Source organism: Aeromonas caviae, assembly GCF_000819785.1.
GTDB classification, from domain to species: domain Bacteria; phylum Pseudomonadota; class Gammaproteobacteria; order Enterobacterales; family Aeromonadaceae; genus Aeromonas; species Aeromonas caviae.
Map to the genome: position 1 here is coordinate 57,875 of NZ_CDBK01000105.1, position 20,087 is coordinate 77,961.

22 protein-coding genes are annotated in these 20,087 nt (G+C 61.4%); 16 read left to right on the forward strand and 6 right to left on the reverse strand.

What is annotated here, in order from left to right; genetic code table 11:
- Positions 1-65: 65 nt before the first annotated feature.
- On the reverse strand, positions 66-959 hold the full coding sequence (locus tag BN1120_RS18825; protein WP_042017534.1) for an EamA family transporter: 894 nt from the start codon (positions 957-959) through the stop codon (positions 66-68).
- 178 nt (positions 960-1,137) lie between these two features.
- On the opposite strand from BN1120_RS18825, the gene BN1120_RS18830 reads away from it, so the two are divergent.
- A complete protein-coding gene (locus BN1120_RS18830) occupies positions 1,138-1,326 on the forward strand; it encodes a hypothetical protein (protein ID WP_042017535.1) in 189 nt (62 codons plus the stop codon).
- Here the strand turns inward: BN1120_RS18830 and BN1120_RS18835 are convergent.
- Positions 1,323-2,513 (reverse strand): HD-GYP domain-containing protein, encoded by a 1,191-nt coding sequence (locus tag BN1120_RS18835; protein ID WP_041214868.1) that lies wholly within the window; start codon positions 2,511-2,513, stop codon positions 1,323-1,325. The genes BN1120_RS18830 and BN1120_RS18835 overlap by 4 nt on opposite strands.
- Positions 2,514-2,685: 172 nt before the next feature.
- On the opposite strand from BN1120_RS18835, the gene rsuA reads away from it, so the two are divergent.
- On the forward strand, positions 2,686-3,378 hold the full coding sequence (gene rsuA / locus BN1120_RS18840) for a 16S rRNA pseudouridine(516) synthase RsuA (RefSeq protein WP_039040228.1): 693 nt from the start codon (positions 2,686-2,688) through the stop codon (positions 3,376-3,378).
- A 101-nt stretch (positions 3,379-3,479) separates the two neighbouring features.
- Here rsuA and BN1120_RS18845 read toward each other — a convergent pair whose 3' ends face one another.
- Positions 3,480-4,382 carry a DMT family transporter gene (locus BN1120_RS18845; protein WP_042017536.1) on the reverse strand — a complete coding sequence of 301 codons (903 nt, stop codon included), beginning with the start codon at positions 4,380-4,382 and terminating at the stop codon, positions 3,480-3,482.
- 290 nt (positions 4,383-4,672) lie between these two features.
- Between BN1120_RS18845 and BN1120_RS18850 the strand changes: the two genes are divergently transcribed.
- Together BN1120_RS18850 and yfcE are read left to right on the forward strand one after the other, a co-directional pair.
- Complete coding sequence (locus BN1120_RS18850) at positions 4,673-6,310, forward strand: peptide ABC transporter substrate-binding protein (protein WP_041215860.1); 1,638 nt, start codon at positions 4,673-4,675, stop codon at positions 6,308-6,310.
- A gap of 10 nt (positions 6,311-6,320) precedes the next feature.
- Positions 6,321-6,863, forward strand: coding sequence for a phosphodiesterase (yfcE, locus tag BN1120_RS18855; RefSeq protein ID WP_042017538.1), 543 nt, complete (start codon positions 6,321-6,323; stop codon positions 6,861-6,863).
- A 43-nt stretch (positions 6,864-6,906) separates the two neighbouring features.
- Here the strand turns inward: yfcE and BN1120_RS18860 are convergent, their stop codons facing one another.
- From BN1120_RS18860 to flgA, 3 genes are all read right to left on the reverse strand, one after another.
- Positions 6,907-7,323 carry a flagella synthesis protein FlgN gene (locus BN1120_RS18860; protein ID WP_039040232.1) on the reverse strand — a complete coding sequence of 139 codons (417 nt, stop codon included), beginning with the start codon at positions 7,321-7,323 and terminating at the stop codon, positions 6,907-6,909.
- Positions 7,320-7,640, reverse strand: coding sequence for a flagellar biosynthesis anti-sigma factor FlgM (gene flgM / locus BN1120_RS18865; RefSeq protein ID WP_010675298.1), 321 nt, complete (start codon positions 7,638-7,640; stop codon positions 7,320-7,322). Before flgM ends, BN1120_RS18860 begins: the two co-directional genes overlap by 4 nt.
- A 94-nt stretch (positions 7,641-7,734) precedes the next feature.
- The gene (flgA, locus tag BN1120_RS18870) at positions 7,735-8,340 is read right to left on the reverse strand and encodes a flagellar basal body P-ring formation chaperone FlgA (RefSeq protein WP_039040281.1); all 606 of its coding nucleotides are present in this window, start codon (positions 8,338-8,340) and stop codon (positions 7,735-7,737) included.
- 237 nt (positions 8,341-8,577) lie between these two features.
- On the opposite strand from flgA, the gene BN1120_RS18875 reads away from it, so the two are divergent.
- The 12 genes from BN1120_RS18875 (at position 8,578) to flgK (ending at position 20,085) form a co-directional block, all read left to right on the forward strand.
- Complete coding sequence (locus BN1120_RS18875; protein ID WP_010675296.1) at positions 8,578-9,489, forward strand: chemotaxis protein CheV; 912 nt, start codon at positions 8,578-8,580, stop codon at positions 9,487-9,489.
- A 17-nt stretch (positions 9,490-9,506) separates the two neighbouring features.
- Positions 9,507-10,331, forward strand: a complete 825-nt coding sequence (locus tag BN1120_RS18880) for a CheR family methyltransferase (protein ID WP_010675295.1) — start codon at positions 9,507-9,509, stop codon at positions 10,329-10,331.
- Positions 10,332-10,392: 61 nt separating this feature from the next.
- Positions 10,393-10,794, forward strand: coding sequence for a flagellar basal body rod protein FlgB (gene flgB / locus BN1120_RS18885; protein ID WP_010675294.1), 402 nt, complete (start codon positions 10,393-10,395; stop codon positions 10,792-10,794).
- On the forward strand, positions 10,791-11,210 hold the full coding sequence (gene flgC, locus BN1120_RS18890; protein ID WP_005329775.1) for a flagellar basal body rod protein FlgC: 420 nt from the start codon (positions 10,791-10,793) through the stop codon (positions 11,208-11,210). Before flgB ends, flgC begins: the two co-directional genes overlap by 4 nt.
- Before the next feature lie 90 nt (positions 11,211-11,300).
- A complete protein-coding gene (locus BN1120_RS18895) occupies positions 11,301-12,038 on the forward strand; it encodes a flagellar hook assembly protein FlgD (protein ID WP_042017540.1) in 738 nt (245 codons plus the stop codon).
- Positions 12,039-12,048: 10 nt separating this feature from the next.
- The gene (flgE, locus tag BN1120_RS18900; RefSeq protein ID WP_042017542.1) at positions 12,049-13,395 is read left to right on the forward strand and encodes a flagellar hook protein FlgE; all 1,347 of its coding nucleotides are present in this window, start codon (positions 12,049-12,051) and stop codon (positions 13,393-13,395) included.
- Positions 13,396-13,541: 146 nt separating this feature from the next.
- Positions 13,542-14,288, forward strand: coding sequence for a flagellar basal-body rod protein FlgF (flgF, locus tag BN1120_RS18905; protein ID WP_010675291.1), 747 nt, complete (start codon positions 13,542-13,544; stop codon positions 14,286-14,288).
- 14 nt (positions 14,289-14,302) lie between these two features.
- Positions 14,303-15,091, forward strand: a complete 789-nt coding sequence (gene flgG, locus BN1120_RS18910; protein ID WP_010675290.1) for a flagellar basal-body rod protein FlgG — start codon at positions 14,303-14,305, stop codon at positions 15,089-15,091.
- Between the two features lie 16 nt (positions 15,092-15,107).
- On the forward strand, positions 15,108-15,779 hold the full coding sequence (gene flgH, locus BN1120_RS18915) for a flagellar basal body L-ring protein FlgH (protein ID WP_010675289.1): 672 nt from the start codon (positions 15,108-15,110) through the stop codon (positions 15,777-15,779).
- Positions 15,780-15,839: 60 nt separating this feature from the next.
- Complete coding sequence (locus tag BN1120_RS18920; RefSeq protein WP_010675288.1) at positions 15,840-16,937, forward strand: flagellar basal body P-ring protein FlgI; 1,098 nt, start codon at positions 15,840-15,842, stop codon at positions 16,935-16,937.
- 46 nt (positions 16,938-16,983) lie between these two features.
- A complete protein-coding gene (flgJ, locus tag BN1120_RS18925) occupies positions 16,984-18,084 on the forward strand; it encodes a flagellar assembly peptidoglycan hydrolase FlgJ (RefSeq protein ID WP_042017546.1) in 1,101 nt (366 codons plus the stop codon).
- Between the two features lie 3 nt (positions 18,085-18,087).
- Complete coding sequence (gene flgK, locus BN1120_RS18930) at positions 18,088-20,085, forward strand: flagellar hook-associated protein FlgK (protein ID WP_042017550.1); 1,998 nt, start codon at positions 18,088-18,090, stop codon at positions 20,083-20,085.
- Positions 20,086-20,087: the final 2 nt, after the last annotated feature.

The following is a 20,087-nucleotide window of genomic DNA, read 5'->3' on the forward strand; positions in this document are numbered from 1 at the left end:
CCTGCCGAAATAACGGGGTGGGCCCAAGAGGGCCTGACCCATGATGGGAAGTTTCCCGGGCGAGGTCAATCCTCGGTTTGGGTCTTCAAGAAGCGCATCTTGCCCCCCAGCAGATGCACCACGAAGCCGAGCAGCACCAGACCCGAGCCCAGCCATTGCAGGGGAGTGGGGTGTTCATCGAGCAGCAGGGCGGCGGCCACCATGCCGACACAGGGCACCAGCAGGGAGAGGGGGGCAACCTGGGCCACCGGATAGCGCATCAGCAGCCTCCCCCACAGGCCATAACCGAGCCAGGTGGCGATAAACGAGAGATAGAGCACGCACAAGACGCCCTGCCAACGGATGTTGAGCAGGCTGCTCGCGATGAGTTCGGGCCCCTCGAACAACCAGGAGAGCGCGAAGAAGGGCAGGATGGGCACCAGCCCGCCCCAGGCGACCAGGCTTGGCAGAGAGGTGCGATAGCGCAGACCTATCTGGCGATTGATGACGTTGCCAAGGCCCCAGCAGGCGGCTGCGCACAGCGTCAGCACAAACCCGATGAGGGGGAGGTTGCCCTCGCCATGGGTGGCGATGAGGTAAAGACCAGCTCCCGCCAGCGGCAGTGCCACCCAGTGGTGGGGCTGCCAGCGCTCTCCTAGCCAGATCATGGCGAACAGCAGGGTGAAGACCACCTGGGATTGCAGTACCAAGGAGGCCATGCCGGCGGGCATGCCGAATTTCATGGCGCAGAACAGGAAGGCAAACTGGCCCAGGCTGATCGCACCGCCATAGGCCAGCAGCCAGCGCCAGGGCATGGCAGGCCTGGGGACCAGCAGAATGGCGGGGAAGACGACTCCGACGAAACGCAGTGCTCCCAGCAGCAGTGGGGGGATGCCTTCCAGCCCCCACTTGATGGCAACGAAGTTGAGTCCCCAGCAGAGAATGACCAGGGCGGCCAGACACTTGTCCTTGGTTTGCATGCAGCATCCTTGTTTGAGCGGCGCCGGCACGGCAGGGCGCCGAAGGGGTCGAGCATACCTGCTACAGGGTGGGCACCGTCAAGGGCGCAGGTGTCTGCCGGGCGAGTGAGGGCGGGCTAAGCTAAAAGTGAGAGCCCGGATTGACGGGCTGGCGTCGATGGCTGATCGGAGGTATTCCATGAGCGACCATACCCTGCTGCCCCATGGTGAAGACTTGCGCCGCGCGGTGCGCTGGCTCAGCGAACACCATCAACACGACATCCGGGCCATCGAAGAGGCCTGCCTGCGCTTCGATCTCTCCCCGCTGGATGAGGAGTTCCTGATTCGCCATTGCCGCGAGCAGCCGCCAACAAGCCGGATAGGTTAGACGAAGTTGGCCAGGTTGATGCCAAACTCCTTGGGGTCCACCGTGCTCTCTATGGTCTCCTGAACCCCGTTTTTGGCGAGATCCAGCCACTGCACCTCGAGATAATGGCGATGGCCTGCGTGATAGATCACCTTGACCACGGGCTTGAGCGGTTGCTGTTCGTTGCGCTGCATCACGATGGCCAGGCGCTGGTTGGATAGCTGCACCAGGGTACCCACCGGATAGACCCCCATGCACTTGATGAACCTGGTTACCAGGTCGGCATCAAAATGCAGATCAACCCCCTTGAGCAGAATGCGAAACGCCTGGGTTGGCTGCATGCCCTGTTTGTAGACCCTGTCTGCCGTCACCGCATCGTAGACATCGACGATGCCGCTCATGCGGGTGTAGAGGGAGAGCTGATCCCCCTTGAGGCGCCGCGGGTAGCCGGTGCCATCGATCCGCTCGTGATGGTTGGCGGCCACCTCCAGCATGATGGGGGTGATGCCGGCGGTGGCGGCCAGGATGTCGTGGCTGTGGACCACGTGCTCGCGCATCACCTCCAGCTCCTCATCGGTGAGCTTGCCCGGTTTGTTGAGCACCTCGTCCGGGGTCATGATCTTGCCCACGTCGTGGAGCAGGCCACCCAGGGTCAGCTCCTTGAGCACGCTGCGATCCAGCCCCAGGTAGCGGCCGAAGTTCGCCAGGAGGATGGCGACATTCATGGAGTGCTCCATCAGGTAGGCATCCTTGGCACGGATCCGCGCCAGACAGAGCATGGCATCGCCGTGGGTGAACATGGTATCGACCATCTCTTCGGCCACGGCGGCAAGGGGCGTGATGTCGATGGGCTCTCCGGCCTTGAGATGGCGAATGAACTTGCCCTGGAGTTCGCGCGCTTCCTGATAGAGCCGACGGATCTTGAGCTCGCGCCCTTCACCACTGCCGATCTGACGAGAGGAGCCCGCCCCGTTTGTCACCACATCCGCCGGGCTTGCCGAGCCCCCTCCCGGCAGCTTGCTGCGGGCAAGATCCACCCGCACCGTCAGCACGCCGCGCCGGATCAGCGCCTCCACCTGCTGGGGGTTGGTCACCATACCGGTCTGGGCAATCTCCATGGCGCCGGTCTGGCTGGCAATGGCAATGACGTACATGCCAGGTTTTAGCTGGCTGACGGGGATGACGGGGTGAGACTTCGTCGGCTTCATGGGTACATCCTGGGCTTATTATTATGTGTGATGTCGGTCTGCTGACGGCAGTCTATCACTGGCACATCATGGCGTCAGGCGCCATCTTGAGTCCCTGTCGCTTAGTACTGGTGTTGTCGGGTCTGACCGATATAATGTCGCCCCCAATCATGATGGATTCCGAGGTTTTTGCATGCGGCTCGACAAATTTCTTTGCGATTGCTCCGATTTGACCCGTTCCCAGGCGGGCAAGCTGATCCGTCAGGGGGAAGTGCTGGTAGACGGCGTGCTGGTCAAGCAGCCCGCCTTTCACATCAATGAGCAACACCAGATCGAGTTTGACGGTGTGACCTTGACCCTGAACCTGCAGAATCGCTACTTCATGCTGCACAAGCCGGAAGGATATGTCTGCTCCAACGAGGACCCGGATCACGCCACCGTGTTCCACCTGCTCGACGAGCCGGCCATGGGTAAACTGCACGTGGTGGGGCGCCTCGATCTCGATACCACCGGGCTGGTGCTGATCACCGATGACGGCCAGTGGTCCCATCGCATCACGTCGCCCCGGCACGAGTGTGCGAAGACCTACCACGTCTGGCTGGCTGATCCCGTGAGTGAAGAGGCCATCTCGCTCTTTGCCGACGGTATCTACCTGCGCAACGAGAACGACAAGACCCGCCCTGCGGAGCTGGAAATCCTTGACGAGCGGGAAGCACGCCTGACCATCCACGAGGGCAAGTATCACCAGGTGAAGCGGATGTTCGCCGCCATCGGCAACAAGGTGGTCGGGCTGCATCGGGAACGCATCGGCGATCTGGCTCTGGACGATGAGCTGGCACCGGGGGAATACCGGGAGCTGACCGAAGAGGAAGTGGCCCTGTTCTAGGGACGCGATCGCCTCTCTCCCTGTCCGGCAAGGGTGAGCATCGGCGGCTCAGTGCCGCCGATGGGCGTGTTGGTCCTTCCTTCTTGCAGGAGAGACGGAGCTCAGTTCCCCATTCCCAGCACCAGGGCCGTGCCCAGGGTGACCAGCAGGGCTCCGGCCCAGGCGGGGAGCGAGGGACGCATCCCCGAGTGCCACCACAGCAAGGGCAGCAGAATGACCGGTGTGGTGGAAGACAAGATGGCCACCATGCCCACATCTCCCTGACGCAGGGCCACCAGGATCAGGGTCATTCCCAGCGTCATCGCCAGAAATCCGTTGATGCCTATCATGCCGAGCACCTGCCGGTTGATGGGGTTGTGCGGCATGGCGAGCGGCAGGCGCAGTGCCCGCAAGACGCAGTGTGCCAAGAGGGCGCTGGCCATGCGCACGCCGGAAGCGCTCACCGCGTCCACAGTGCCGCTCATCATCACCGGCTTGGCGATGATGGCTCCCAGGCTCTGGCACAGGGCTGCGGTGAGGCCAAGGGCTATGCCGACCACGAGGCGGCCGCGCACCTGCTCCCATTCGTTCTGCTGGTTGTCGCCACGACGACCAAACAGGATGGCGAGCATGACCCCGGCCAGGACCAGCAAGGCGCCTGGCAGGCGCCAACCATCGAGCCGCTCGCCAAAGAGCCAGAGCCCAAGCAGGGCGGAGAAGAGGGCGTGGCAGGAGAAGAGCAGACCGCTGCGCCTGGGGCCGAGCCGGTTCATGCAGGCAAAGAGGGCGGTGTCGCCGACGAAGATGCCGATGAGGCCGGAGAGGGCCAGCAGGGGAAGGGCGCTCTCGGTGAGGGTCTGCCAGCCTCCCGTCACCAGACTTGCGCTGGCCAGCATCAGGCTGACCAGGAACATCCGCCAGCGGCTGTAGGCAAAGGCCCCCAGATGGCGAGCCGGTTTGACGGAGATGAGGGCGGCGATCGCCCATAAACTGGCGGCAGCCAGCGCCAGCCATTCGTAACCCATAAAGACCCCTGAAACGGTAGACGACAACCGGACTTGCAGGCGACACATCGCCCCGGGCCGATTGCCAACGAGGCAGGGGAGTGCGCCTTCTGGCGATTGCGCCCACCCGTGGCGGCCGTGTCGTCATAAAACCTTGAAAAAAATAGCCCGAAAGACTCCCTCTATCGGGCAGGCCCGATACAATACGGGTCGTCTTCGGGGATAACAAGCGCGGCATGATGCATTCGATTCCAGGCGCGCCGCCGGCCTTCCCCCCATTGCAGTCAAAAGAATTGAACGAGGTTGATGTCATGTTTTACCGTTTCGCCGCCAGGCCAGCCCGCCGCTGGCTCTCTCCCTTGCTGTTCGGGTTGATGGCGGTGCCGCCGCTTCAGGCCACTACCGTGGTGCAGCAGCCCGTGCTGTCGGACAGGCAGACCCTGGTCAAGGGCAATGGCGCCGAACCCGAGTCCCTCGATCCGGCCCTGATCCGCTCCGGTTTCCCGGGGGAGGTGGTGCTGGTGGACCTGTTCGAGGGGCTGGTGAGCGAGGATGGTCAGGGCAAGATAGTGCCCGCCCAGGCCCAGCGCTGGGAGACCAGCGAGGATGGGCTGGTGTGGCGCTTCTTCCTGCGTCCCCAGCTCAAATGGTCCAACGGCGAGCCCCTCACCGCCCGGGATTTCGTCTACGCCTGGCGGCGGCTGCTGAACCCGGCGCAGGCTTCCCCCTCCGCCGGCCTGCTGCTGGCGACCGGCATCAACAATGCCCAGTCCATCTATGCCGGGGCGCTCGACCTCGATGCCCTGGGGGTGGAGGCAGAAAGCGACCAGATCCTGAAAGTGACCCTGGAGCGCCCCGTTCCCTATTTCCTGCAACTGGTCAGCCAGCGCCCCTTCGTGCCGGTCAACGAGCGGGTCATCGCCCAGTTTGGCAAGCAGTGGACCCAGCCAGGCAAGATGGTGAGCAATGGCCCCTACAAGCTGGCGAGCTGGGTGGTGAACGAGCGCATCGAAGCCGAACGCAACCCCCAGTACTGGGATGACGCCCATACCCGGATCCAGCGGGTGACCTACCTGCCGCTCGCTTCCCAGCATGGGGAGCGGCTGCGTTACGAAGCGGGGGAGATCCAGCTCACCAACAAGGTGGCGCTGGAGTACTACCAGAAGACCATGCAGGAGGCACCGGAGCGGATCTGGGGTCTGCCGCTGCTTGGCACCTATCTTTACACCTTCAATCTCAATCGCCCCGAGTTGCAGGATGTGCGGGTGCGCCAGGCGCTCTCCATGGCCATCGATCGCCACCTGCTGACCGAGAAGGTGAGCGGCCAGGGGGAGCGCTCTGCCTGGTCACTGCTGCCCGCCATGCCGGGTTATGACGAGCTGGATATCCCCCTCTCCCGGGAAGACCAGCCGACCCGATTGGCCCGGGCCGCCGCGCTGTTGACCCAGGCGGGCTACAACAGCGCCCATCCCCTCAGGCTGACGCTGACCTACAACACGTCGGAGAACCACAAGAAGCTGGCCCTGGCGGTGGCGGCCATGTGGAAACCGCTGGGGGTCGAGGTCTCTCTCAACAACATGGAGTGGAATGCCTATCAGGTCGCCAAGGACAGTGGTGATTTCATGCTGGCTCGTTCATTTTTGTTTGGTGATTATGTCGAGCCGTCGTCCATGCTTGGCAGTTTCCGCTGTCAGGATCCCCAGAACGAGAGCGGCTACTGCAACCCCGCCTTCGATGGTCTGCTGCAGCAGGCCTCCGAGACCCTGGATGCCAACGCCCGGTCCGGGATCTATCATCAGGCCGAGCAACTGCTGATGGAGGAGGTGCCCGTCATCCCCGTCTATCACTACAACCAGATGCGACTGGTGGACCCGGCACTGCGCGGCTTGCCGAGCCGCAACCTCAAGGGCGCCATCGCCACCAAGGATCTCTATTTCAGCCAGCCATGAGGAGTGTGGAATGAAGATTGCCATTATCTCGGATCTGCACGGCAGTCTGACTGCCCTCGAGCAGGTGCTGGCGCAACTCGCTCCCTGGCAGCCTGATCACTATCTGCTGCTCGGGGATCTGCTCAATCACGGGCCGCGCAATCCGGTGCCGGCGGGGTATGATCCTGCCGCCGTGGCGGCAAGGCTCAACGAGCTGGCCCCCCGCATCATGGCGGTGCGTGGCAATTGTGATTCGGAGGTGGACCAGATGCTGCTCCACTTCCCCATCACGGCGCCCTACAACCAGCTGCTGGTGGATGGGCGGCGCTGGTTTGTCAGCCACGGTCATCTCTATGAGCCCGGCAACGTGCCCCTGCCAGCAGGGAGCCTGTTCATCAGCGGTCATACCCATGTGCCTGTGCTGCGCCAGGAGGGAGAGATTTTCCTGATGAACCCGGGGTCTATCTGTTTTCCAAGGGGCGAGTGGGTGGCCAGTTATGGGCGCTATGACGAGGGCTGCATGAGCATCCATGCCTGCAAGGATGGAGAAACCCTGATGCAGCTGGTGCTCTGACTAGGAGCTGACAAGGAGAGAAAATCAGAAGGGGGAGAGGAGATCAGGCCTTGATCCCGAAAGAGCGGGTGCCTGAGCGGGTATTGCCTTTGGCGTCATAGGTCAGGGAGCTGCTGTCTCTGAGCTTGCTGAGGAAGCTGGCGAGACGGCGATTGGAGACAATGCTGAGTTCGAGCAGACGTCCATTGAGGTTGTTCTGCTCCTGACAGGCTTCCAGCTTGGCTTGCAGGGCCTGCAATTGGGTCGGGAAGGCGCCCAGCTGTTGCTGCAGGTCGGGTAGCTCTGCCAGAGTCTTGTCCAGCGTCTCGATGGCCACCAGCAGTTGCTGCTTGCGATCGGCGAGTGCCGGCAAGGCAAGGGCCCGGTGAGCCTTGAGGAGGTCGAACTCCTCTGCCAGCAAGCCTTGCATCTGGGAGAGGTTGTCGTCCTGAGCGCGCAGCAGCGAAGGGAGGTCCATCATCCCAACCGTTTATCCAGATCGGCTTCGAAGCTGAACATCTTTCTGGCCACGGCTTCGCTGTTGACCTTGTACTCCCCACTGGCCACGGCCTTCTTCAGGCTCTCGACGCGGCTCTCGTTACCGGTGGAGGCGGTGTTGAGGGTCTTCTGCATCTGTTGCAATTGCTGCGCCTCACTGGTCAAGGAGACAGAGTCGCTCTTGACGGTCGTCGCACGGCTGCTCTCGCTGGAGGTCGCCGACTTGGTGGCTACACCTTGACTGCTGCCGCTGTTTTGCAGGCGGTTGTTAGCCAAGTTGTTGATATTGTTGATAGCCATAAGGTTTACCTTCGTCTGCTTTGCTGTTCGCTTACCTGTATATCGGTGACGGCGGTCAGAACTTTAGAAAAAAATTGCGCAGTGCATTCATGTGTCAGAATGTCACGACCACGGAGCCCACTGCACTGACCTGGCCTTGCACCGTTCTGCCCGAGCGCGTGTTGACAAGCCGGATCATGTCTCCGAAGCTGCCATCTTGCAAGGCGCGGGCCATGGTTTTGATCTGCATGCTGCTGTTTTCGGCGCTCAGGGTGACCTGGTCCCCCTTGCAGACCACGCATACCTGGGTCAGCCTGATTGGCTGGCCCGGTTTGAGCTCACGCTTGCTGCGTACCCCGATGAGGGCGGTCGGGTCGGTAAGGTAGTCGCCACGGATCAGGGTCTGGTCCTGGTATGCCAGGGTCAGCATGGGTTCACTCAGAATGTCTCCCTTGGCAACCGGGACGGCGACGGTGACATAGGGTTTCTGGATGCTGACCCGGACCGGTAGATAGAGATCCCAGGATTTCTCTCCCTCGCACTTGAGGTAGACGGTGGTGTTGCGACGGATCTCCATCCTGGCGGGGAGGGAAATGGTGAGGGCATCTTCGCAGCGCGTGAGGGGGAGGCGCTCGTCAATGGTACCGGCCTTGACGTCGGCCTGTGCATCGAGGGGAATATCGAGCTGGTCGAGCACGAACGCCTGTGCCTGTTCTTGCAGATAGTCGGTGACCTCGGACGCCATGGCGTGAGACAGACTGCAAAACGGCAGTAAGATAAGGAAAAGTCTACTAATCATTTTTGCTTACCGGTCGATAAGTTATTCACGTATACCACCGTAGTTAACTATGCTTGCTCCAGAATTATTCGGTTGTTGAAACAACGATGATCTGATGCAAGCCAATGTGCATGCATAATGACATGCACGATCAGTGCCAAGCATTTTTAGGGAGTGTTTATGGCGAGTATTCTGGACTCGGTCAACCAGCGAACCCAGCTAGTGGGACAAAACAGGCTGGAGCTGCTGTTGTTTCGTCTCAATGGACGTCAAAGATTTGGCATCAACGTATTCAAGGTACGCGAGGTGCTGCAGTGTCCCCCTCTGACCGTCATGCCCAAGCTCAACTCCTGCATTCGCGGCGTGGCACATATCCGTGGCCAGACCATCTCGGTGATCGATCTCAGCATGGCGATGGGCAAACGCCCCATCCAGGACCTCTCCAAGTGCTTCATCATCATCTCCGAGTACAACCGTTCCATTCAGGGGTTCCTGGTCCACTCGGTCGAGCGCATCATCAACATGAACTGGGAGTCCATCCTGCCGCCACCCAAAGGGGCAGGTCGCATCAACTACATGACGGCGGTGACCGAGGTAGATGGTGAGCTGGTGGAGATCCTGGACGTGGAGCGCATTCTCAACGAGATCTCGCCGGTCTCCACCGAGGTGTCCACCGAACTGGTGGAAGCAAGCGTGGAGCGCAATCCTCACGGGCGTCCCGTGCTGGTTGCGGACGACTCTTCGGTTGCGCGCAAGCAGGTTCAACGGGCACTGGAAGCTATCGGGGTGCAGTGCGTGCTGGCCAAGGATGGACGGGAAGCGCTCAACATGTTGCTGGAGATGTCCAAGAACGGTCCCATCAAGGATCAGATAGCCCTGGTCATTTCGGACATCGAGATGCCGGAGATGGACGGTTATACCTTCACCGCCGAGATCCGCAACAATCCCAACCTCAAGGATTTGCATGTTATCCTGCACACTTCCCTCAGTGGGGTGTTCAATCAGGCCATGGTGCAGAAAGTCGGAGCGAACAATTTCATTGCCAAATTCCAGCCGGATGAATTGGCCAAGGCCGTACAAGGCGCTCTCTAATCAAGAAGAACAACTGCATGAAGACACTTTCGGACGACTTATACAGGCAATTCAGCAATTTTCTGGCGCAACAGAGCGGCATAGTGCTGGGTGACAACAAACAGTATCTGGTCAAGAGCCGCCTGTCGCCCTTGATGACTCAGTTTGGTATCGAGAGTCTGTCTGATCTGGTCACCCGGGCGATGAGCGTGCGCGAGCGGGAGCTCAAGATGGCGGTGGTCGATGCCATGACCACCAACGAGACCCTGTGGTTTCGCGATACCTATCCGTTCCAGCTGCTGAGCGACAAGATTTTCCCGGAGCTTGGCAAGAGCGGTCGTCCCATCAAGATATGGTCTGCCGCCTCTTCATCCGGGCAGGAACCCTACTCCATCGCCATGACGGCGCTGGAGCAGCAAGTCAAGCGGCCGGGTACCTTGCCGGGCGGGGTGCAGATAGTGGGGACCGATATCTCCAGCACCATGCTCAACCAGTGCAAGGAGGGGGTCTACGACAGCCTGGCGCTGGCTCGCGGGCTCTCCCCCGAGCGCAAGCGACTCTTTTTCGAACCCTGTGGCGACAACAAGATGCGGGTGGTGGAGCGTGTCAGAAAATTGACCAGCTTCCGTCCCCTCAACCTGCTGGAGAGCTACAGCCTGCTCGGCAAGTTTGACATCATCTTCTGCCGCAACGTGCTCATCTACTTTGCGCCCGAAGTGAAATCCAAGATCCTCAACCAGTTCGCCAGCAGCCTCAATCCTGGCGGCTACCTGATGCTGGGGGCCTCTGAGTCTCTGGCCGGCCTCACCGACAAGTTCGAGATGATCCGCTGCAACCCCGGCATCGTCTACAAGGTCAAATAACCCCGCTCAATACCCTCTTGGCACACCTCTTGCTAAATATTCATGAAGCAGGAGGTGTGCTATGGCAATTTCATTCGACAAGGCATTCGGTGTTCATCAGTACACGCTGAGCGTGCGCGCCAAGCGTGCCGAGGTGTTGTCCAGCAACATCGCCAATGCGGACACGCCGGGCTTCAAGGCCCGTGACATCGACTTCTCACAGGCGTTGCAGGATGCCCAGGGCCAGCAAGGGTTCGGGCTCAGCACCACCAGCGAGAAGCACTTCGCCTTGCAGATGGATACCCCGGGCACGACCCAGTACCGCAATCCCCTGCAACCGGATACCGGTGACGGCAACACGGTGGACGTGCAGCAGGAGCGCAGCGAGTTCCTGCGCAACAGCCTCGAATACCAGGCCTCCCTTGAATTCATGAACAGCAAGATAAGCGGCCTGCTCAAGGCACTGAAAGGAGAGCAAGGATGAGTTTGTTCAAGGTCTTTGACATTGCAGGCTCTGCCATGAGCGCGCAGTCCGTTCGCCTCAACACGGTGGCGAGCAACATGGCCAACGCTGACAGTGTCAGCTCCAGCGTGGAAAAAACTTACCACGCCAGGCGGCCAGTCTTTGCCGCCCAGCTGGATCAGGCCATGTCCGACAAGCAGGCCTCGGTCGGGGTGGATGTGAAGGGCATCGTCGAGAGTGATGCGCCCCTGCTCAAGGAGTACAACCCGAATCACCCCATGGCGGACAAGGATGGCTTCATCTTCAAGCCGAACGTCAACATGGTGGAAGAGATGGCGGACATGATAGCGGCGTCGCGCAGCTACCAGACCAACGTCCAGGTGGCCGACGCGGCCAAGAAAATGTTGCAGCAGACCCTGGGTCTGGGCAAGTCCTGACAGAGGTGAACCCGGATGAGAGTGACCCGTGATCGCCTGCCAGGCGGCAACAATCGGCCCAATGGGCACGCCCTAGAGGGGGGAGCATAAGTGGCAGATACCTATGACAGCCTGCTGGGTGTCAACCGGACGACGTCGGCCCAGACCAGTACGGCCAACACCAGTACCCAGAAAAAGGAGCTGGATCAGGAGTCCTTCCTGAAGCTGCTGACCATGCAGCTCTCCTATCAGGATCCGTTCAAACCGGTGGACAACGCCCAGATGCTTTCCCAGATGACCTCGATGTCGACGTCTCAGGGGATCAGCAGTCTCTCCACCCAGATGGAGAGCCTCAACAGCCTGATGACCTCCAGCCAGGCGCTGCAGGCCTCCGCGCTGGTGGGGCAGAACGTGCTGATCCCGTCCAACACGGGTTACGTGGAGAAGGGGGGCACCCTCACGGGGGTCATCGCCACCGGCGATGGCGGCAGCAACATCAAGGTGACGGTGAAGGACGAGAGCGGCCAGGTCATCAGGGAGTTCGCCATCGAAGGGAGCCACAAGGGGAACGTGGCCTTCGAATGGGATGGCAAGGACAAGTCCGGCAACGAGGCCAAGAGCGGCAAGTATTCGATAGAGGCGCATGCCACCGTCGACGGCAAGTCGGAGAGCGTCCCCGCCCTGACTTACGCCAAGGTGGAGAGCGTCACCCTGGGAACGAGCACCAACCCCAGCACCCTCAAACTCAAGGGACTGGGTGGCATCTACCTGACCGATGTATTGGAAATTGGCGCGACGACCGGCAAGACCACCACCCAGTCGGCTTCGTCCTCTAACGCAGTGATCTAAGGAGAAAGACATGTCATTCAACAATGCCCTCAGCGGCATCAATGCGGCTCAAAAAGACCTGAACGTCACCGCGAACAACATTGCCAACGTCAATACCACCGGCTTCAAGGAGTCCCGTGCCGAGTTTGCCGACGTCTATGCCAACTCCATCTTCGTCAACGCCAAGACCCAGGTCGGCAACGGGGTGGCGACTGGCGCTGTGGCTCAGCAGTTCCACCAGGGCGCGCTGCAATTCACCAACAACGCGCTGGATCTCGCCATCCAGGGCAACGGCTTCTTCGTGACCTCGGACGGCCTGACCAACCTGGATCGCACCTACACCCGTGCGGGCGCCTTCAAGCTCAATGAAAGCAGCTACATGGTCAGCAACTCCGGCGGTTATCTGCAAGGGTACGAGATCAACTCTGATGGCACCCCCAAGGCGGTGAGCATCAACGCCACCAAGCCCATCCAGATCCCGGACAAGGCCGGTGAGCCGGTGCAGACCACGACGGTCGAGGCTGGTTTCAACCTGCCTTCCAGCACGAAAACGCTGATGGATGTCAATGCCTCCAAATTCGATCCCACTGACTCGACCACCTACTCCTCCTCCACCTCCGTGGTGGTCTATGACTCCCTGGGCGAGCCACACACCATCACCCAGTACTTCACCAAGGAAGCGGATCCGGCCGATCCTACCCAAGCGGCGGTGCCGACTGCCTGGCGTATGTACCTCTATGAAGGGGACAAGCCCATCGACATCGTAGGCGGTACGGCCACCACCATGGCGACCGGTCTGAGTCAGGCCCCCCTGAGCGCCCGGGTGACCTTCGATGCCTCCGGCAAGATGGTCACACCCACCACCCCGGCGGTCATCAAGACTGAACCCCTGGGGGCGGCGGGGGCTGGTATCATCACCAATGGCGCCGATGGCACCCAGGAGATTGAGTTCAAGCTTGGTACCGTGACCCAGTACGCCTCCCCCTTTGAAGTGAGCAAGCTGACCCAGGACGGCTCCACCGTCGGTCGCCTGACCAAGGTGGAGATCGGGGCGGATGGCATTGTCTCCGCCACTTACAGCAACGCCACCACCGTCAAGGTGGCCATGGTGGCCATGGCGAAGTTTGCCAATGCCCAGGGTCTCACCCAGGTCGGCGACACCTCCTGGCGCCAGTCCCTGCTCTCTGGCGATGCCTTGCCCGGCACCCCGAACTCCGGCACGTTCGGCTCCATCAAGTCGTCGGCGCTGGAGCAGTCCAACGTGGACCTCACCACCGAGCTGGTCGATCTCATCACTGCCCAGCGCAACTTCCAGGCGAACTCCCGTTCCCTGGAAGTGAACAGCTCCCTGCAGCAGAACATACTGCAGATCCGCTAAGACGGCGGGTAGTTGGCAGGGGCGCTTCGGCGCCCCTTGTCATTTCCGTCCCGCCTCATTTCCTCCTTTCATTCCGTCTTCGTCATCTCTATTGGCATTCAACTTGCAGTTGAGCTGTGAGAGTCATCTGTTTGACGGAGGATCCCATGGATCACCTGCTTTACATCGCCATGTCCGGGGCCAAGGAGAACATGAACAGCCTGGCTGTTCGTGGCAACAACCTTGCCAACGCCAACACCATTGGCTTCAAGTCTGACTTCGAGCAGGCGCGCAGCATGCAGGCGTTTGGCGAAGGGCTGCCCACGCGGGTGTTCGCCATGACCGAGCGGCCGGGCCAGAACCTGCAGCACGGCATGCTGATGACCACGGGTCGGGATCTTGACGTTGCCGTCGATGGGCCAGGCTGGATTGCGGTGCAGGATCCCAACGGTGCGGAAGCCTATACCCGCATGGGCAACCTGCAGCTCAATGCCACCGGCAATCTGCAGACTTCCACCGGTCTGAATGTGGTGGATGATGCCGGTCAGCCCATCGTGCTGCCCCTGCCCATGGAGAAAATTGAGATCAATCGTGACGGTACCATCAGCGGCCGTCCCGAGGGGGCAGCCGCCAACCTGCCGGAAGATTTCCAGCGTATCAAGCTGGTCAACCCGGCGGCAGATGCGGTGGAGAAAGGCCAGGACGGCCTGTTTCGCCGCAAGGATGGCCAGAATGAGGCTGCGTCTGCGGATGTGGGCCTGATCGCCGGCTCCCTCGAGGGGAGCAACGTCAACGTGGTCGACGAGATGACCAACCTTATTCGCTTGCAACGTCAGTTTGAAACTCAGGTCAAGATCATGAAGACCGCCGAGGAGAACGACGAGGCACAAACCCAGCTGCTGCGTATCAGCTAATCAAGGAGCACCCCATGAATCCTGCACTCTGGATCAGCAAGACCGGCCTCGATGCCCAGCAGACCAACATCTCGGTCACCTCGAACAACCTGGCGAACGCCAGCACAGTGGGCTACAAGAAGGCGCGAGCCATCTTCGAGGATCTGCTGTATCAGAACATCAACCAGCCTGGCGGTCGTTCCTCGGCGGACACCGAGCTCCCTTCCGGCCTGATGCTGGGGGCGGGTGCCAAGGTGGTCGCCACCCAGAAAAACCACAGTCAGGGCAACGTCCAGACCACGGATAACTCCCTTGATCTGATGATCAGCGGCCGCGGCTACTTCGAAATCCAGCTGCCCGATGGCAGCGCCGCCTATACCCGTAACGGCCAGTTCACCCTGAACGACGAGGGGACCATCGTCACCCCGGGCAACGGTTACCCGCTGCAACCGGAGATCCAGATCCCCGAGAACGCCCAGAGCGTCACCGTGGGGGAGGATGGCCAGGTCTCCGTCCAGCTCAAGGGGGATGGCCAATCCCAGGTGGTGGGCCAGATCAACACCACGGACTTCGTCAACCCCACCGGCCTGCAGCCCATGGGGGAGAACCTCTTCCTCGAGACCCAGTCCAGCGGCGCCCCCATTCAGGGGACTGCCGGCGCGGACGGGCTGGGGGTGATCAAGCAGGGGATGCTGGAGACCTCCAACGTCAACGTGACCGAGGAGCTGGTGAATCTCATCCAGGCTCAGCGGGTCTACGAGATGAACTCCAAGGTCATCTCCGCCGTCGACTCCATGATGTCCTTCCTGACCCAGCGGACCTGATGAAAGGAGTGTCATGATGAAAGCCATATGGATGCTGGGACTGCTGACGCTGGCGGGTTGTACCAGTACCCCCAATACCGCCAAACCGGATGACCCGGATTTCGCCCCCGTCTACGGGGAGTCTGAGCCGGTGTCGGTGCGCCCGACCGGCGCCATCTTCCAGCCCGAGCAGGTCAACGGCATCTACTCGGACATCAAGGCGCACCGGGTGGGTGACATCATCACCATCCAGTTGGCGGAGTCGACCTCGGCGTCGAAAAAGGCCAACACCCAGAGCGGCAAGGACAACAAGCTGGCGCTTGACCCCGTCACCCTGGGTGGCGTGCCGGTCACGGCGGGGCCCTACGATCTGTCGGCCTCCATCGGCCAGAACAGTGCCTTCAAGGGGCAGGCCAAGGCGGATCAGAGCAACAGCCTGCAGGGCAACATCTCGGTCAGCGTGGTCAAGGTACTGCCAAACGGCAACCTGCTGGTGCGCGGCGAGAAGTGGATCATGCTCAACAATGGCAACGAATACATCCGCATCACCGGTCTGGTGCGCCCGGAGGACGTGAGCTCGGAAAACAGCGTCTCCTCCCAGCGGGTGGCCAATGCGCGTATCTATTACGGCGGTACCGGGGATCTGGCGAACACCCAGGAACAGGGCTGGCTCACCAGCTTCTTCAACGGCCCCTGGTGGCCCATTTAAGACTCAAGAGTCCGGGGCGTTCACGGGCCCCGGATCAGGAAGGTTTTGTTAGGAGATGTCATGAACCGATTCCGTCTGCTTGCCCTGCTGTGCTGCCTGCTGCCCTTCGGGCTGGCGCACGCATCCCGCATCAAGGACCTCGCCTCGGTGGAAGGGGTGCGCAGCAACCAGCTGATCGGTTACGGTCTGGTGGTGGGCCTGCCCGGCACGGGGGAGAAGAACAACGCCTTCACCGAGCAGACCTTCAGGACCATGCTCAACAACTTCGGCATCAAGGTGCCTGACAACATCAAGCCCAAGATCAAGGACGTGGCACCAGTAGCCATCCACGCGGATCTGCCCCCCTTCTCCAAGCCGGGCCAGACCATAGACGTCACCGTCTCCGCCATCGGCGAGGCGAAGAGCCTGCGTGGCGGCACCCTGCTCCAGACCTTCCTGAAAGGGCTGGATGGCCGCGTCTATGCAGTGGCCCAGGGCAGCCTGGTGGTCGGTGGCCTCGGGGCCGAAGGGGCGGACGGCTCCAAGGTGGTGGTGAACACGCCCACAGTGGGGCGCATCGCCAACGGGGCGACCGTGGAGCGGGAGGTTCCCAACTCCTTCAGCCAGGGCGACACCATCACCTTCAACCTGAACCGGCCGGACTTCACCACCGCCCGCCGTCTGGCGGACGTGGTCAACGATCTGGTGGGTCCGAACACCGCCCAGGCGATGGACGCCACCTCCATCAAGGTATTCGCACCGCGGGATCCGGCCCAGCGGGTCTCCTACCTCTCCACCATCGAGAACCTGGAAGTGGACCCGGCGAGCGAGTCCGCCAAGATCATCGTGAATTCGCGCACCGGGACCATCGTCATCGGCAGCGAGGTCAAGCTGCGCCCGGCGGCCATCAGCCACGGTGGGCTGACGGTCACCATCGCCGAGAACCAGCAGGTCTCCCAACCCAATCCGCTCGCTGGCGGGCAGACGGCGGTCACCAACAACTCCACCATCAACGTGCAGCAGGATCCCGGTCGGATGTTCAAGCTTGATACCGGCGCGACCCTGGACGACCTGGTGCGGGCGGTGAACCAGGTGGGGGTCGCCCCCGGGGATCTGATGGCGATCCTGGAGGCGCTGCAGCAGGCGGGCGCGATCCAGGGCCAACTGGTCATTCTGTAATTTCGTGAGCGGCAAGCGGTTGCCACGGGCGGCAAAGAGGTAGGTTATGGCAGAGTTCGACACCCAGAGCGGTATCAATATTGGCATGGTGCAGGACGTCCAGAACCTGGACAAACTGCGCCAGATGAGCCTGAGCAAGGAGGGGAAGCAAGGGGCCCTGATGGCGGCCGCCCGCCAGTTCGAATCCATCTTCACCCAGACCCTGTTCAAGGGGATGCGCCAGGCCAACTCGGTGCTCACCGAGGGCAACCCGATGAACAGCAGCTACACCCAGTTCTATGAAGGGATGCTGGACGAGCAGCGGGTTGCCGACATGTCGAGCAAGGGGGGGCTGGGCATTGCCGAGATGGTGGCCAGGCAGCTCTCACCCGAGCAGACCTTCACCCATCAGGATGGCCGGGTACTCAAGCTGCCCCAGCGTACCGAGCGGGTCTACAAGCCCTATCAACCCCCCAGTGCCTCCAACGATCTGATTGCTGCCTCCAAAGTTGGCAAAGATTTTGCTGATAACGAAATGAAGGGTGAGCTGAATGGGGCCGAACGTACGCTGGCCCTGCCAAGACGCCCCCACCGCACCGTGCCGCCCATGGGCAGCAGCCAGAGGCCTTCGGCCCTGGATGGCAGCGCCAAGGTGTTTGACAGCCCGGAAGAGTTCGTCGACAGGCTGATGCCGCTGGCCAAGAAGGCGGCGGACAAGCTGGGGTTGAGTCCGGCGGTGCTGGTGGCCCAGGCCGCCCTTGAGAGTGGCTGGGGCAAGCGGGTGATCAAGGATGCAGACGGAAACGTGACGCACAACCTGTTCGGCATCAAGGCCGATCCGCGTTGGGAAGGCCCCAAGGCGGTGGTGAGCACCCTGGAATATGAGCAAGGGGTGGCCTCGCGCCAGAAGGCGGCGTTTCGCTCCTACGAGTCGTTCGAAGAGAGCTTCAACGACTACGTGGATTTCCTGACCTCTGGGAGTCGCTACAAGGGGGCTCTGGCCAAGGTGGACAGCCCGGACCGTTACTTCGAGGCGTTGCAGCAGGCCGGTTATGCCACCGATCCCCAGTACGCCAGGAAACTTAAACAAGTGTTGCGCAGTGATGCCATCGCCGGTTACTCGACGCCCGGCAACATTGCAGACAGGAACACAGAGATGGAGCTGTAAGCTATGGCAAGCGATCTGCTTGGAATTGGGACCTCGGGTGTGTTGGCCCAGCAGCGACTGCTGCAGACCACCAGCAACAACATAGTGAACGTCAATAGCCAGGGCTATGTACGTGAACGCACCCTGATCTACACCAATTCCGTCGGATTGGGGACGGGGGACATGGTGAGCGAGCGCATCATCAACGCCTATGCCCAGGCCGAGGTGCGCCGGGATACGTCCGCCTATCAGGCGGCCAACACCCGCTACGATCAACTGTTCCGGCTCGACAGCCTGCTTGGTGATGCCAGCAACAGCGTGGGGACCACCATCACCTCCTACTTCAAGGCTTTCCACACCGCCAACGAGTCACCGTCCGAGATCGGGGGGCGCAAGACGACCCTGAGTGAACTGAGCGGCATGGTGGACAGATTCCATACCCTCTCCGCCCAGCTCGACAAGCAGTCCGATACCATCAACGCCACCATAGGGGACGAGACGGACAGGGTGAACAGCCTGCTGAACAGCATCAACGATCTGAACCAGGCCATCGTCCGCACCCAGGGCTCCCCTGAAGAGAACCTGATGCTGTTCGATCAGCGGGATGAGGCCATTCGCCAGCTCTCCGAGAAGATGGAGATCCGCACCGTGACCCAGCCCAATGGCAGCATGCTGGTCAACATGAGCACAGGGCACTCCCTGGTGCTCGATGGCGGCGTGGCCCAGTTCAAGGTGGTGCCGGGGGATCCGGATTCCCGTGAGCCTTCCCTGCAGCTGACCCTGGGCAAGAACCAGGCCAGCATCAACGACCAGGATATTGGCGGTGCCATCGGTGGCCTCTTCACCGCGCGCCGGGATCTGGAGCCCGCCAAGCGGGAGCTGGGGCAGCTGGCCGTCGCCCTGGGGGATGCCATGAACCAGCAGAACCGGCTGGGGATGGATCTCGACAACGAGCTTGGGGGGGATCTCTTCACCCTCAAGGGAAGCCAGGGGCTGCCCTACGCCAGCAACCAGGGTAACGGGGCGGCCAGCGTCAACTTCGTCCCCGGCAAGGGGAGCGAGGTGACCACCTTCGACTACGAGGTGCGGTTCAACAGCGCCACCGGTTACGAGGTGTTCGCCATCGACGGCAGCGGGCAGCGTACCTCGCTCGCCACGGGGACCACGCCGCCAGCCACCTTCGAGGTGGCGGGACACGGCATCGAAATCGATCTCTCCGGCACTCCGGTCGCGGGTGACAAGATCTTGTTGCAACCCACCCGGAATGCGGCTGCCAACCTGGAGCAGGCGATCACCCGTCCCGAGGATATCGCGCTGGCATCCCCCCTGAAGGCGGACAAGGGATCCCAGAACCTGGGCTCGGGCGAGATAACGCTGGGCGGTGTCTACAACACCGGCACGGGCTCGGGTTTTGGCACCAACACTCTGGACCCGAGTGCCCCCCAGGTCATCAAGATCGACGGCAGCGGCAACTACGAGGTCTATGACAAGAACAACAACCTGCTCGGTGTGGCCCCCGCCTCCAGCAAGGGAAAGAACCTGATGGCCGCCCTCGAGAGCCCCCTGGGGGGGCCCAAGGTCTACGCCGATCCGACCCAGAGCCCGGGCTATGAGTTCAGCATCACCGGCAAGGTGGAGGCCAACGACAGCTTCACGCTCAGCTACAACAAGGACGGCTTTGCGGACAACGCCAACGGCCTGGCGCTGGCGGAGCTGCAGAACAAGGAGCTGGTGCGCAAGAACAACAACGCCGCCACCAGCAACGACAAGATGACCTTCAACGATGCCTACTCGGGTCTGGTGAGCGGCATTGGCAACAAGACCAGCCAGGCCAAGACCCTGTTGCAGGCCAACGAGGCGAAGCTGACCCAGAGTACCGCCATCTTCGAGAGTGTCTCCGGCGTCAATCTGGAGGAGGAGGCGGCCAACCTCATCCGCTTCCAGCAGTCCTATGCGGCCTCGGCCCAGATAGTGAATACCGCCAAGACCATCTTCGACACCCTGCTCTCCTCCGTGAGGTAAGT